Origin of the sequence: Nitrosomonas marina (assembly GCF_900110145.1) — a bacterium.
GTDB lineage: Bacteria > Pseudomonadota > Gammaproteobacteria > Burkholderiales > Nitrosomonadaceae > Nitrosomonas > Nitrosomonas marina.
Genome location: NZ_FOCP01000009.1, coordinates 65,849 through 81,058 on the forward strand (window position 1 = coordinate 65,849; position 15,210 = coordinate 81,058).

11 protein-coding genes are annotated in these 15,210 nt (G+C 45.4%); 6 read left to right on the forward strand and 5 right to left on the reverse strand.

The features are described 5' to 3' along the window. The first annotated feature begins 245 nt into the window (after positions 1–245). From BMX44_RS08080 to BMX44_RS08105, 4 genes are all read left to right on the forward strand, one after another. Positions 246–2,588, forward strand: coding sequence for a TonB-dependent siderophore receptor (locus BMX44_RS08080; protein ID WP_245738871.1), 2,343 nt, complete (start codon positions 246–248; stop codon positions 2,586–2,588). Between the two features lie 161 nt (positions 2,589–2,749). Next, on the forward strand, positions 2,750–5,017 hold the full coding sequence (locus BMX44_RS08085; protein WP_090630981.1) for a hypothetical protein: 2,268 nt from the start codon (positions 2,750–2,752) through the stop codon (positions 5,015–5,017). A gap of 1,104 nt (positions 5,018–6,121) precedes the next feature. Further along, positions 6,122–8,182 carry a TonB-dependent receptor gene (locus BMX44_RS08100; protein WP_090630987.1) on the forward strand — a complete coding sequence of 687 codons (2,061 nt, stop codon included), beginning with the start codon at positions 6,122–6,124 and terminating at the stop codon, positions 8,180–8,182. Between the two features lie 786 nt (positions 8,183–8,968). Beyond that, positions 8,969–9,895 (forward strand): sensor domain-containing protein, encoded by a 927-nt coding sequence (locus BMX44_RS08105; RefSeq protein WP_245738872.1) that lies wholly within the window; start codon positions 8,969–8,971, stop codon positions 9,893–9,895. 121 nt (positions 9,896–10,016) lie between these two features. On the opposite strand, the gene sugE is transcribed toward BMX44_RS08105, so the two are convergent. From sugE to BMX44_RS08130, 5 genes are all read right to left on the reverse strand, one after another. After that, the gene (sugE, locus tag BMX44_RS08110) at positions 10,017–10,343 is read right to left on the reverse strand and encodes a quaternary ammonium compound efflux SMR transporter SugE (protein WP_090630994.1); all 327 of its coding nucleotides are present in this window, start codon (positions 10,341–10,343) and stop codon (positions 10,017–10,019) included. 162 nt (positions 10,344–10,505) lie between these two features. Next, complete coding sequence (locus BMX44_RS08115) at positions 10,506–10,946, reverse strand: hypothetical protein (RefSeq protein WP_090630996.1); 441 nt, start codon at positions 10,944–10,946, stop codon at positions 10,506–10,508. Between the two features lie 110 nt (positions 10,947–11,056). Next, entirely contained in the window at positions 11,057–11,479 is a 423-nt protein-coding gene (locus BMX44_RS08120; RefSeq protein WP_090631113.1) for a DoxX family protein, read from the reverse strand. 203 nt (positions 11,480–11,682) lie between these two features. Continuing rightward, complete coding sequence (locus BMX44_RS08125; RefSeq protein ID WP_090630999.1) at positions 11,683–12,522, reverse strand: sulfite exporter TauE/SafE family protein; 840 nt, start codon at positions 12,520–12,522, stop codon at positions 11,683–11,685. A gap of 10 nt (positions 12,523–12,532) precedes the next feature. Further along, positions 12,533–12,994 (reverse strand): EVE domain-containing protein, encoded by a 462-nt coding sequence (locus BMX44_RS08130; protein ID WP_090631002.1) that lies wholly within the window; start codon positions 12,992–12,994, stop codon positions 12,533–12,535. A 215-nt stretch (positions 12,995–13,209) separates the two neighbouring features. On the opposite strand from BMX44_RS08130, the gene BMX44_RS08135 reads away from it, so the two are divergent. Beyond that, positions 13,210–14,160 (forward strand): S49 family peptidase, encoded by a 951-nt coding sequence (locus BMX44_RS08135; RefSeq protein ID WP_090631004.1) that lies wholly within the window; start codon positions 13,210–13,212, stop codon positions 14,158–14,160. A gap of 419 nt (positions 14,161–14,579) precedes the next feature. Next, entirely contained in the window at positions 14,580–15,038 is a 459-nt protein-coding gene (gene aroQ / locus BMX44_RS08140) for a type II 3-dehydroquinate dehydratase (RefSeq protein ID WP_245738873.1), read from the forward strand. The last annotated feature ends 172 nt before the right edge of the window (positions 15,039–15,210 follow it).

Below are 15,210 nucleotides of genomic sequence, written 5' to 3' on the forward strand. Positions count from 1 at the left end.
GTTATCATGGGGATGCGACTTACCCGGTATCGCGTCAGCGCATAACGCGAATAAGTCTCAGAATAAGTCTCAAAGTATTTCTTGAAAAACCTATCGTGCATCAATAATGGATCAAGTGGTCGGGATGATTCAGAAAGATACAGAATTTAATAATAAAAATGAGCGGTATATTCAAAAAGAATCAACAAAGATCCAGATTTTGTCTGCATGTATTTTCAAGTTGTTTAGCGTTACTGTGTTGCCTATTGCTGAATCCAGCGACTGCTGAATCCAGCGGAAATCAGCAAACTGCAGCTACGGAGCGTGTCTATAGCATACCATCTGGTTCGTTGCTAGATGCGCTAGAAAAGTTCTCGCTACAGGCCGGTGTCGAGCTGATTTACAATTCCGAGTTGCTGGAAGGTTTAAAAACACAGGGCCTTGACGGTAGATATGATGCAGCGTCAGGGCTAAATTTATTATTAATCGGCACCGGATATCGGTTTGTGCAGCAACCGAGCGGGTTTGAGATAGTAAGCGCTCAACCTTCAGGCGGCCTTGAAGTTTCGGGGTCCAAATCCGATGAGAAAGTTACCGTATTACCCACAATACAAATTTCTGCCAGTAATACAGGAAGTTATGCTGCAACCAGTAGTGTGACCGCGACCAAAACAAATACCTTATTGCGCGATGTGCCGCAGTCCATAACTGTCGTAACCGAAGAGCTAATCAAAGATCAGGCGATTCAAAGTCTTGGCGATGCCGTGCGCTATGTGCCGGGAGTAGGTGTTTCTCAGGGAGAAGGTAATCGCGATGCATTGATTTTTCGCGGTAACCGCTCAACCGGTGATTTTTTCGTTGATGGTGTTCGTGATGACGTCGCTTTTTTTCGTGATTTGTATAATATCGAGCGCGTTGAGGTTCTGAAAGGCGCCAATGGAATGATTTTCGGCCGTGGTGGATCGGGGGGCGTCGTAAACCGTGTGACTAAACAAGCCAACTGGAATCCGGTACGCGAATTCTCATTCCAGGGCGGATCATTCAACCGAAAACGAATGACGGGCGATTTCGGTCATGTATTCAATGATAAAGTAGCTTTTCGGGTGAATGGGCTGTTTGAAGACTCAGACAGTTTTCGTGACGATGTTGTAATGCGGCGGCGCGGTGTATCACCAACCGTTACCATTAAACCCACAAATCGCACCAAGGTTGTGCTGAACATGGAACGTTTTCATGACGACAGGACGGCTGACAGGGGAATTCCATCATTCATGGGCCGGCCTCTGGATGTCAAACGCTCTCAGTTTTTCGGTGATCCGCATCGCAGTCATGCAGACGCCGAAGTGTTGTCTTTTAATGCTTTAATCGAGCATCATTTTGATTTCGGTGGAACCCTGCGCAACCGGACGAACTATGCGCAGTATGATAAGTTTTACCAAAATATATTCGCCAACAGTCCTGTTTTCGCTGACCGCGTATCGCTGGGGGCCTATAATGATACGACTGATCGCGAAAATGTTTTCAATCAAACAGATTTTCTGTACTCAGTTGACACGGGGCCGATCAGTCATACATTGCTGGCGGGTGTTGAAATTGGTCGGCAGATTACCAGCAATGTCCGTCAGACTGGTTTTTTTAATAATGATCCACGAGGCACAAGTTTTCGCGTGCCAGTGAGTAATCCAGTAACAAATGTCCCCATTGCGTTTGTCACGCAGGATACCGATGCGGACAACCGCAGTGTAGTCGATATCACGTCCTTGTATATTCAGGACCAGATTGAACTGCTGCCACAATTGCAGGCCATCGCCGGGGTACGCTATGATTTGTTCGAGGTCGATTTTCGCAAAAGAAATGGTGATGCCGCTCAAATAAGTACCACTGATCATCTGATATCACCGCGTTTTGGCCTGATTTATAAGCCGATAGAGCCGCTGTCAATTTATGCAAGCTACAGCCAGGCGTTTGTGCCCAGGGCTGGTGAACAATTAACAGGGATTATTGTTACCAGGGCGACGCTTAAGCCTGAAAAATTTACCACTTACGAGGCAGGCATTAAATGGGACATTTATCCTGATCTTGCCCTGACCGGTGCTGTATTCAGACTGGACCGTACCAACGTGATTACTGTTGATCCCAACGATTCGACGCGTACGTTTCTTGCCAAAGGTCAGCGCACAGAAGGTATAGAAATCGGTTTGAGCGGAAGAATCACGCAGAACCTGAGTGTTATGGGCGGTTACGCCTACCAGGAAGGAGAGCTCACCAGTACGCAATCGGCTGACGCGCAAAAGGGTGCAACAATAGGCGAATTGCCTCGTAACACCTTTTCGATGTGGAGTCGGTATGATTTCACGCCGCGGATTGGCGCTGCATTTGGTGTTATTTATCGCAGTTCAATGTTTGCAGCAGTGGATAATACAGTGCGAATACCCGATTTTACGCGAGTTGATGCAGCCTTGTTTGCACAATTTACCCGTCAGGTTCGCGGGCAGATTAATATCGAAAATATTTTTGATACCAATTACTTTGCTTCAGTGCATAACAATAACAACATATCACCTGGTTCACCAATTGCTGTACGCGCCACGCTTGTGGCCAATTTTTAGTAAACACATTGTTCGCAAGGTAAGGTCAGAGAAAATAAATATCTTAACAATAACTATTATTATTAATATTTGTGTTCTTTTTATTGAACAATAACTATTATTATTAATATTATCGTAAAAATATTTTTTTTGTCTCAAATAGAAAAAAGGAGAGAGAGAGTATGATTGCAAATACAAAAGCACTGATCCTGGTCGGTGCGGTAATGGCATTAATGAGCGGTTATTTCATTTTTGGCCCCGACAGGATGGTGGTACATGCCGCCACGCTGGAAACTACATCTAATGCCGAAGCGGTTGATACAGCCGTTGCGGCATTTCAGGAGATCGGTGCGCTCAGGCGGGAAGATCCGATTGATGCGAATGCTATTCGTAACGTTTATTTAAATTCGTTGCAGGCGCTGACGCAGCAAGTCGATACGGATAACGGCCTGACACTGGACAGCGACGTGCTTGTGGCGATTGATGAAATCAGTACCGGCAACGAGCCCACACTGGCTGCTCAGGTGATTGATAAAACACTGCAGCGCGTATTTTATTTGACTATTCTGGATCGTATTACAGCCGTCCGCGATGATTTCGAGACCGCATCGACAGAGGCATTGAATGCTACTTGGAATGAGGCTGTAGCAGCATTTGAGGCGATCAAGGGTACGGCTGCACGAGAAAACAAGATCATTTCTGCTGATCGGCAGTCAATAGAAACTGGTGATAATCCTGCGCTGGATGTCCAGGTTGCTCTGGCGTTTGAACGGGGAAGAACAGCATTAAACAAGCAGAACCCGACTGAGGATCTGATTGAGGTCAAGATTGTACGACAAATTATTCGCTTGTCTCTGGTACGCGCATACTATATTGGCGTGCTGCGTGAAGTTGAGGGCGTGGTGTCCAATCGTGACCGCGATATCGAAGAAGCCAGGGAAAAACAGAAGGAAGGCGAAATTTTCTATCGCCTCATTGAAGAGTTTATTACCCGTGAAAATGCGACCGGTAGCGAACTTATCAAAGCCCAGTTTACCGGAAATATTGCATCCGTAGATGCGGATGCAATCGTCAGCGAGTTGAGCAAAGGATTTATCGGCCGTGTGCGCGCAGAACTGGATGCGAATGAAAGCAGCATACTGGATGATCGCGGTCGTGCTATGGAAGTGGCCGAAGAGGCGCTGTTGTATGCCAACACGTTTCTGGCTGACCTTGAAATACGCCTGGATTCGAACGCACGAAGCGAAATTGAAACCGCGTTAAGCAATCTTATAGGCGCCAGTAACGCCTCGGATGCGACCGGTGCCGAACAGGCGCGCCAGGAAATAGACAACGTACTGATGGCATATGAACAAACACTGGCAATTACAGAATATGAGCAGACAGTGGAAACACCATTCGTCGATACAGCAGTCACGGCTTTTCAGACTATCGGTTCACTGCGGCGACAGGATCCGGTCGATGCACAGGCTATCCTGGATGCATATGCCGGCGAACTGCAGCAGTTAACGCAAATTATAGACAGCATTTACCGGTCGTCAATGGACAGCGATGTTCTCGCAGCAATAGACGATATCAGTAATGCCCAGCAGGTACCGCTTGCTGTCCAGGCAATCGACAAAACACTGCAACGAGTTTTTGCGCTGACAATTTATAACCGGTTAACCTACGTACTTGATTTTTTCGATGATCAAACCATAGGTGAGCTTGAACTGGAATGGGATAGAGCGTATTCGGCATTTCAGGCGATAAAAGGCACGGTCGCCAGAGAAAACAAAGTGCTGACCGCGGACCGGCAGTCTATCGAAAGCGGCAGCAATCCGTTTCTTGATAGCCGGGTTACACTGGCGCTAATCGATGGTAAAACGGCAATCGGCAGCTCGGCCTCAAATAGCATGGAACAACTAATCATCGCACGCGAACAGGTGATATTTCCTGTGGTACGTGCGTTTCTGATAGGGGTGTTGCGCGAAGTTGAAGGTATTGTCGAAAACCGGGATCGAGATATTGACGAAGCGCTTGAAAAGCAGGTTGAAGGTATTTATTTCTATCGAATTGTTGAACCTGTGATTGCGGCAGGAAACACCAATAGCAACGCACGGATTAAAGCACAGCTGGCGGGTGATTTGGCGGCAGTCAATGCTGATCAGATTGTCAGTGACATCAGTCGTGGAGTTATTGGCCAGGTCAATAGTAGTTTGGGAGTATATGAGCAGTCGTTCGATTCTGATAGGGCGCAGGCCAGGTGGGCCGCGGAGGTTATAGCGCTGTATACGCAGATTCTGCTTCCCGATCTTGAACTTCGTCTGGATGCAACAAGGCGCGTCAAAATCGAGAATGCTTTACAGGATTTGATTGAAGCTGCTGCGCAAAGTGATTCAACGAAAGCAGAGTCCGCTCAGCAAACAATTACAGGATTTATTCTGGAATACGAGAATGAATTAAACTAATCGTCAATGCGCCCATCAGCAAATTGCTGATGGGCGCTTCTGGCATATTTTCTGTTAGACCTGTATTTGCCACACGTATAATGACAAGTGTCGGGGTTCAATGAAAACCACTAATAACTCGACCAGATCGAAAGAGCGCTGCATTTGTTTCAACCTTCATTTGACATAATCCGTTTTTTTTGACATTGCTTCAAAATAGACGCAACTGCACCCTGTGTAAAATGATGCCTGCTATTTTATTATGTTAAAGCTGGTGTCGATTAAAACCGAAAAGTACAGACTTTAGCACGCCGCACTATATCTTGTGCAGTCAATCAATCCTTAAAATCTGTACAATCTTTCTCTAAAAAGTGTATAGCTGGCGTTGGACGAACTCAAACTGTTCACATACTGCATGTATGACTATTTTGTTCGGTCTGGCCGTGAGCATTGCATCTCTAGAATGAGATTCCGAACTGGGTTAAAGCGTTTCCTGGAAATTGTTTGGAAAAGTTCGTTGCCGCCGATGCAGAACCGATTACAATCCAAAAATGTAACTTAGTTGCGATAATTGTTTTGTATGTATAGCGTATTCGCTATATGTTGATACCAAGCACATATGATGACCGGGTATGGCGGTTTCATGTCAAATCATGATGTCCATAGCATCAGCATGCGCACTATAAATGCACGCGTTGCACCAAGGTTGACTGCCTGTATGATTTGCCATCAAAGCGTCATTTAAACCTGCCGGCAGGGTATCGATTCCAGGCAATGGAATGAACCGTAAAGGGATTATGCGCACAATGTGTTTAAGTTTTTATTGTTTTCCAGTAGAAACGAAGGATTTAACAGAAGTATCAGATTGATTAAAGGCGCTGTAAACCAGTGACAGACATCATCATTGATCTTTCGTGTCTGCGTGTTTCAACACCTGTTATTGGAGGATAATAGCATGTGACGCTCTCGCTGGAGCCGGCTGTTGTTAGGGTCTGCCAATCTGAAGCAGGATTGTTGTTGAAACGAATTAAAATGTGCGTATTTGTTTCCGAGTATGCTATGTAATACAAATGCAGCAAGATTGCCTTATAGCAGCTTCTTTGCCAGTCAATCATTATATTGTCAATGTATTCAGTTACTTTCCCAACAATCAATGCGCAAAAATGCCGTTGTTGTGCGCTTTGGCCGGCAGTATGGGCGATTGCGATTGCCTTATATGATATACCGGCAGCACTGGCGCAAAAGTCTGAAGATGTAGCGGAAATGCCGGGCATAATCGTTACCGCACCTGTCAATCTGGGATCTGAGCCTCACTGGGTTAGGCCGGAAAGAGTGCTGCAGGACGATGAATTACGGCGTAAACGAGAGGCGGGTCTGGGTGATATGCTGTCTCGCGAACTGGGTGTTTCATCGAGCAGTTTCGGTCCGGGTGCTAGCCGTCCGATTATCAGAGGGCAGGACAGTTCCCGTGTCCAGGTTCTGGAAAGCGGTGTCGGCATGGGTGATCTTTCTGTCATCAGTCCGGATCATGCCGTTGCATCAGATACCCTAAATGCTTCCAGAATCGAAATTTTACGCGGGCCGGCGACGCTGCTATACGGCAGCGGCACTTCGGGTGGTGTCGTCAACGTGCTCAGCGATCGAATTCCTGATCGCATGTATAAATCGGTACTGGGCCATTTTGAGGGCCGTTTTAATTCAGCACTGGAGGAACGTTCGGGTGTGTTCAGCGCCTCGGGTGGCCACGGCAAGTTTGCGTGGCATGTCGACGGTGCAAAGCGAAAAACAAATGATGTAAAAATTCCCGGTCGTGCAGACCGAAACGATCCTGGCAGCGAGAAGGGAATGATCAGGAATAGTGCAATCGATTCCAGCAACATATCTGCCGGCGGTTCATACATCGGAGAGCGTGGGTATGTTGGTGTTTCCGTATCTCGACTGGACAATTTTTACGGCATACCTGGGCCGGAGTCTGCAAAAATCGACATGGGTCAGACGCGCTATGGTCTGGCGGGTGAACTGGACAGTCCTGTAAGTGGCTTTCAGAAATTAAAAATGCGCGTCAACTATAATGATTACCGGCACGATGAGCTCGAAGACACTGGCGAGATTGGAACACGGATGAATAATAACGAAGTGGATGGCCGTTTTGAACTCATGCATTTGCCGGTGGCAAGTTGGCAGGGCGTGCTCGGTATGCAGTTTCAGCATCAGGATTTTACTGCCCGCGGCGAGGAGGCATTCCTTCCTTCAACACACTCTCACTCTGTGGGTGTTTTCGTGCTGGAGCAGTATCAATGGCGGCGCTGGCTATTCGAAATCGGCGGCCGGGTCGAGCATGCAAACCGGAATCCGGCCGATGTTTCGCTTTCAGCAAAGGACTTTAATCTTTACAGCGTATCGGCTGGCAGTGCATGGAAGTTCGTGGACGGTTATCAGATCGATCTGACGGCGACCCGAGGCCAGCGTGCGCCGATTATCAATGCCCTGTATGCCAATGGCGTTCATGTGGCAACCAATACCTTTGATGTCGGCGATTCTAACTTGTCCAAGGAAACTTCCAACAATATCGATCTTTCGCTACAAAAAACGGACGGTGCAGTGACCGGGCGTGTCAATTTGTTTTATAACCTTATCCATGACTATATTTTTCAGCGTGCGCGTGACAGCAATGGGGATGGACTGGCCGATTTTGTCAACGATGAAGGCGAGCTTGATCTGAACGGCACCTTTCTGGTCCAGGATTTCGCGCAGACGCGTGCGCATTTTTACGGCCTGGAAGCAGAAACTCGCGTTGCAGTGCTGCCAGACAGGCTCAATATGCGCCTGTTTACCGATATTGTTTACGGTAAACTGAAAAACGACGGCAATATTCCACGCCTGACGCCTTTTCGTTTCGGTCTGGTGTTCGATTATTTTCAGGGAAACTGGCAGGGTAATTTCAATGTTACCCGAGTGACGCGACAGGAGCGCACCGCTGCACTGGAAACGGGAACACCGGGTTACACACTGATGAATGCCGAACTTGGCTATCGTTTCAAACGCGGCGAGTTATCCTATCATACGTTGTTTCTGCAGGGACGCAATCTGCTCAACGAGGATATGCGCGTGCATACATCGTTCTTGAAAGATGTTGCACCGCTGCCGGGCAGGGCGGTTGTTGTCGGTATCAGGGGAACATTCTAATTGACCGATGATTGAAATGAGGCGGCTAAGACGCCATCTGCCAGTTATCCGGTTTTTTATGTGAATGTTTGTCTGTGCAGTCAGTTGTTCAAATCGTGTAGTTCATGTTTTATGCTCACGCCGATTATTTACCCGAGAGAGAGGCTTTGTTTATGACGCTAAGTTATTTTATAACTTTTATTTTTTTGCCGTTGTTATATGAAAAGACAATCGCAGGAAATATTGCAGCACCAGGACAAGGCAAAGGCTGTCCAGAATGACGCCGGAGGAATTTGATGGGTAAATCTTCAAACAATGGATAATGTCGATATGGGATAAAAATAATAGGTTACAGACAAGTTGATATCTGGTTATGGATTCGAAACAGGAAAAATGTAGTTGACTGGTCTTGTTTGGGGCGATAATTGATTGGAGAAGAGATGGGACCGCTGTTGATCCAGCTTCGAGGAAACGAAGTGGTTATTGTAAGTGAAATTCAAAGCCATATTCATCCAAAAAACTGTTCACATAGAACCGGAATATGCATTTGTTTTTACATTATCCAATTCAATTGCCCAAGCGGGCTACTGCATCCAAGATTGTGTACGTTATATATTGCGTGAATAAATTTGTTTTTCGAAAATTCTTTGCCGAGCAGCATTCTGGAGTTATTCTATTAAGTGGACAGAAAATGTATCACTACAGTGTGAACAATTGATATCAGCTACCGACAGGTCTTAAATCATTCTTTGTCAGTATAAAAGTAGTGACAACATAAGCTGCTATTTTTTAACAAGTGTTATGGCTATGAATTTACATTTTCTTCTTCTTGAGGATGCACTTAAATTTCAGAAATTCATTGATATACTGCCTTTGGCTGTTTTCATAAAAGATGCCGAGAGTAAAATTCTGGCAATGAATAAAGCATGTGAATTACAGTGGGGGCTTTGTTTTGAAGATCTGTATGGAACTGATGCCCATCAGTATTTCCCGCTCGAGCAGATGAAAATTTTTCTTGCCAAGGATCGGGAAGTATTTGCAAATGGCAGTCAAATTGATTTTGAGGAAACGGTCTGGAATAGTTCACTGAAAGAGAATCGAATTGTGCATACGTTCAAAAAGCCTTTTTGTGATTGTTCTGGAAAACCGTTGTATCTGGTTGGCATGTCCATTGATATTACTGAGCGTAAAAAAGCGGAACAGCATATCATAGAGATAGCGACTCACGATTTGTTGACTGGTTTACCAAATCGGATATTATTGAATGACCGGATAGAACTAGCGCTTGAGCACGCTCGTCGCAATCAGCAAAAAGCAGCCGTGCTGTTTATCGATCTGGATAATTTTAAAGTAATCAATGACTCTATGGGGCACGACGTAGGTGACCTGCTGCTACAAAAAGTAGCGGAAAGATTTGAGGCGGCCGTGCGTAGTGAAGACACTGTTGCACGCCATGGTGGAGATGAATTTATTGTGCTGTTATCGAGTCTTTCCTATGCGCAGGATGCGCAGAAAGTGGCCCAAAAAATACTTGATTCATTATTGTCACCCTTTTGTATCAATGAGACAAAGCTTCATCTTGGTTGCAGTATTGGCATTTCACTGTTCCCTGACGATGGAGAAGAGGCTCAGGAATTGCTGAAAAAAAGTGATGCAGCCATGTATTGCGCAAAAAGCAGAGGCGGTAACAATTGGCAACTCTTTAAATCGCACAAGAGCAAACCGGCAAACTGAACCGGTTGGGTGGCTTGATGTGAAGTAAATGGCAGTCCCTCCTCGAAATAATTAAAATTGCTCGATAGTATTCAGTTCTGGTTTGATAGTTTGCTGTGAGAGTCACAAGATTTAATCCACTTTAAGTGGATATTCCAAACTTGAGTCCAATAACACCTGCTACGATCAAACCAAGACAAAGCAGCCGATAGATATTGGCTGGCTCGTCAAATAAAACGATGCCAAATATTGCTGTACCAACTATACCTACGCCAACCCAGACCGCATAGGCAGTTCCCACGGGCAATGATTTCATTGCAACACCAAGCAGGCTGACACTGATGACAATGGCTAGAACTGTCCAGACTGTCGGCCACAATCGGGTAAAGCCATCGGTATACTTGAGTCCGATTGCCCATCCTATTTCGAATAACCCTGCCAATATTAGAATCGTCCAATTAGTACTCATTGAAACCTCTCTGATTTTATGAGGCCGTCCCCGTTCGAATAGAGAGGTGGGGCCGTCCCCACTTCGAATAAAATCAATGGATGATAACCGGCTTGCCCTGCCTGTTGTTAGTATCTAAACAGTAATACATTCCGTTTTTTACGCTGGTCTGATTGTTGAAATTTATTCCGCCTGTTCCTTAAGCCGCCTGCCTTCAGTCTCAAGCGTTTTTCTTTCTTTTTCCAGTTCAGCAATGGCTTTTGTGATTGCTTCTTTATCCATGACGTCTGGATTGGCGTCGATTAATTGTTGCAGCTCATGCTTTTTCTGGTCCCATTCGTTCTTTTTTTGATTCCAGTTATCAATTTCTTCGAGTAATTCATCGCCTTGTTCATTAAGCATACCCAATAAATGACTGATATTGTCAAGCGCCTGATCATACTTGCCATCCTGATATTTTTGATATTCCGATTTCAACAGATCAGCGCCAGCTCCGACAACTTCTGTACCCTTGGTGAAAATTTCCTGTGCCTGTTTTTTTTCTTCGGCGGTACCAAAGAAGTAGTTATAACTCAGCAGTGCAATCACCACAAAGAACGCGGTAGTAATAATGAATCTGATCATGATAAAGACGTATCAGGTAAAAAAGTTGACAGTAATTTTTTAGTCGTATTGACCGTTGCTGACGTGTGAGCAGGCGTGACGAGCCTGTTTAAGGCCGAATATTGCTGTTTCTAGTCCGGTTTCATTGCGATTTTGCCGCTGCCAAGTAAGAAAACCGCAAGTCCGGTCAGCAAAAAGAACAGTTGAAGCTCCAGCGTCAGACCGCCGTGATCGGTTAGCGAGAAAAATTGATTGCGATGCGCCAGTACGATCGCAAATATCATGTTGCCGAAAATCAGCAGGCCACCCAGTCGCGCAAATATGCCAAAAATAACCATTAATGGCGCAGCAATTTCACCCAGATAAACCCCGTATGCCAGCGCCTGGGGCAAATCAGTTTCGGCAAGCTGTTTGCTGATAAACTCAAGTGAACCCGGGTTGATTGCCTTGTGAATACCATGAAGCAACATCAGCACACCAACGGTTAGCCGCAGCACCAGTTTACCCGTAGCGTCACTTTGAAAAGGAAGATTCAACGCGGTTTCTCCTAACATATCAACTGAAACCTGAAAATATACCATTAAAGTCGTCTAGAATTGTAAAAAATGAGCATGCCTCATCGCGACCGGGAACCGGGCAATATACACCTGTTTTCTTATTCGGCATATGAACAGGTGTGGGCACCGATCACTCAAAAACTGTTCAACCAAGGTGTACACTTTAAGGGAATTTATGAAAAATCGTTTGTCTGATGCGATTATACGAACAGGTCGTACAGCATTTTTCCGGCCAGACCATACAGCAAGACGATAAATAGCTTTTTTAGTGTTGCTGTACGTGTTGAATGGGTGGTTCTGGCACCAAGCGGTGCCGTGAGCATACTGCCCAGTATCAACCAGCCTAGGGCGGGCAGGTAGACGTAACCCAGACTATGGAGCGGCAGATGCTGCGTTTGTGCAATACCGTTTGCTATATAACCGATTGTTCCTGCCAGTGCAATCGGAAAACCGATGGCTGCAGCTGTACCGATGGCGTGCTGAAGTCTGATTTGGCGGAGTGTCAGGAAAGGTACTGTCAATATTCCGCCGCCGATGGCTACCAGGCTGGATATAGTGCCAATAATGCCACCGACGGTGAAAAAAACGGTTTTTTTGGGAAGTGGATAAAAATTCTGGTTTGAATCTGCGCATAGCTTCGTGCCGGATTTGGGGCTGGAAATGAGTTTTAGCAACATACTGGTTGCTGCATAGCAGATAAACAGCGTAAAAATAATGCGCAGAATCGAGGATGATAGTGTTCCGGCCAATACGGTTCCTGCAAGCGTGCCAATAACAATGGCGGGCGTCATGTACCTGAAAATAATCCAGTTAACAGCAGCATGTCTGTGGTGGGTATACAGGCTGGCAGCTGATGTGAAAATAATGGTTGCCATTGTAGTGCCCAGCGCAAGGTGCAGAATTCGGTCGGGTGGAAAATCCTGGGCAGTAAACATGAACGTAAGCGCCGGTACGACAAGTAATCCGCCACCAATGCCCAGCAGTCCGGCAAAAAAACCGACCACGGCACCAAGTATCAGATACATCAACCACCATTCCATTGTTTCAGAACTATACCTTCAGGAGGTGCAGAATAAAATGCCATTCATACGGATCAACCGGTGTGATGGATAAACGGTTGCCGGTCTGCAGCACGCGCATACGACTGAGTTCCTGATACTGGCGTAATTCTCTGATAGGCAAAAGTCGCGTTTTCTCCTTTAAGGTAATTTCAACGTTATACCAGCGTGGATTTTCATGAGAGGCTTTGGGATCATAATACCTGCTTTGGGGGTCAAACTGAGTAGCGTCCGGATACGCAGGTGTGGAGATTTCAGCGATACCGGTAATGCCAGGGTCGGTGCAGCATGAATGGTAAAAAAATGTCTGGTCTCCTACGCACATCTGTTTCCACATGAAGTTGCGTGCCTGATAATTGCGCACGCCATCCCAGGCAGTTGTTTGGCCGGGCGAGGCGGCCAGGTCATCTATACTGAATTTATAGGGTTCGGATTTCATCAACCAATAGCGCATTTGAATTATATTGTCTGACAGTGAGATAACTCGGACGAAATAGGGTCATAGATGATTGTAATGGCAGGTGTTAAAACATTTGCGAGCAAAATAAAATGCAATCACCAGCCAAAAAAGAAATTTAAATTGTTTGTTCATTTTTTATAATAGTGCCTTAGCGGCATTTAAGCTAACTGGATTTTAGTAACTGATTGACAATAAATGGAAGAGATTATATGACTGAAGAGGAAAAAAAACCTGTAAATCCCGGATGGGAACGACAGTTAATAGAAGGACTTGCGTTTGCAGCGGTGCGAGAGCAAAGGCGAAACCGCATTTGGGGAATTTTTTTTAAATCACTTACGTTTATTTACCTATTTTTGCTGCTTTTTGCTTTCACAGACTGGTTTGACGATTCAACTGCGCGAATTTCGGATAAACATACCGCTTTGGTTGAACTGGATGGCATGATTATGCCAGACACAATCAATAACGCCGATAATATCAACGCGAGCCTGAGGTCCGCATTCAAGGACAAAGGTACGCAGGGTGTGATATTGCGGATCAACAGTCCGGGAGGCAGTCCTGTTCAGGCAGGGTATGTCAATGATGAAATACGCCGTTTGCGTGCTGTGTATCCTGACATACCGCTATATGCAGTAATTGGTGATATATGTGCTTCAGGCGGTTATTACGTCGCGTCTGCGGCTGACAAGATTTTTGTCGATAAGGCAAGTCTGATCGGTTCAATCGGAGTGTTGATGGACGGTTTTGGTTTTGCGGGTACTTTGGAGAAACTGGGTATAGAGCGCCGATTGCTGACTGCTGGGGAGCATAAGGGTTTCCTGGACCCTTTTACACCCTTGGATCCGAAACAGCGTGAACATGCAACTGGATTGTTGAAAGAAATTCACGAGCAGTTTAAACATGTTGTTCAGATGGGCAGAGGGGAACGTCTGAAAGACATACCGGAGATTTTCAGCGGCGTGATATGGACGGGTCAGAAGAGCATTGAGCTTGGTCTGGCCGATGGCATAGGTAGCGCCGAGTACGTTGCGCGTGAAATAATAGAAGCCGAAGATATTGTTAATTTTTCAACACGCGAAAACCTGATCGATCTGTTCGCCAAACGCGTCAGTACATTGATGCTGGGAATACTGACAAATAGCATTTGGGGATTTAGATAGACAATACAACAATTGCCACTAGCGACAGCGTTGATGAAGCCTGTTATTAATAATCAAGGCCAAATTTCAGACTGATTGTTAACAGACCGTTCTGGATCTCGAGAATGATAAAAACGGTACGAACGATGAAATGTATACATCATTACTGATTTTTCGGGATTATCAGCACTGAGGTGCCAGTTCGGGCTGTTGGGGTTATTCTGGCGGTCTGTTAGTCCGTATCAAGCATTATCTGCTAAAACATTTGAAAATAGACAAGACAATGCCGGTTTGTGCCAGAAAATCAGTAGAATCAATTTGTTATGGCATAATTATTCAGGTGGCTCCTGATCGTTGTTTTTTTGTATTGGACTGTTGTTAAGTTCTGTTAAATTCGCTAATAAACTGTACTTTTGGACAATAAAATGCAATAATTCTTCATGAGTACGGAAAACATGGTCGCTGATAGAATCCTGGTTATTCATGGACCGAATCTGAATCTTCTTGGAATGCGCGAACCGGATATTTATGGTAATGAAACGCTGCTGGATATTAACAGGAAGTTAGCCGGGATTGCGAAAAAAGAGGCAGCAGATATAACTTTTTTTCAGAGTAATGCTGAATCAAGACTAGTTGACAGAATTCAGGAGGCCATGACTGATGGCACTAGTTTTATTATCATTAATCCGGCTGCTTATACACACACCAGTATTGCCATGCGTGATGCGCTGGCAGCAACACGTTTACCATTCATAGAGATACATTTGTCCAATATTTTTTCTCGTGAAACTTTTCGTCACCATTCCTATTTCTCAGACATGGCTTTGGGTGTAATCAGTGGTCTGGGCTCCAAAGGTTATGAATTGGCCTTGGAATATGCCTTAACGGTGCGTCGATAAATTATGATTGATTACTTGGTTTGTGCCTAAAGCAAACTATTGCCAGACTAGCCACAAGTACGATTGATCAGTCGAAAGCATCAATTTGAAAATCGTTTACGGGCTGATTAATTAGTTTGCCATTGGGTCTACATGTTGAAGTAATTTGTTTTTCAATGGCCCCGGATTGTTG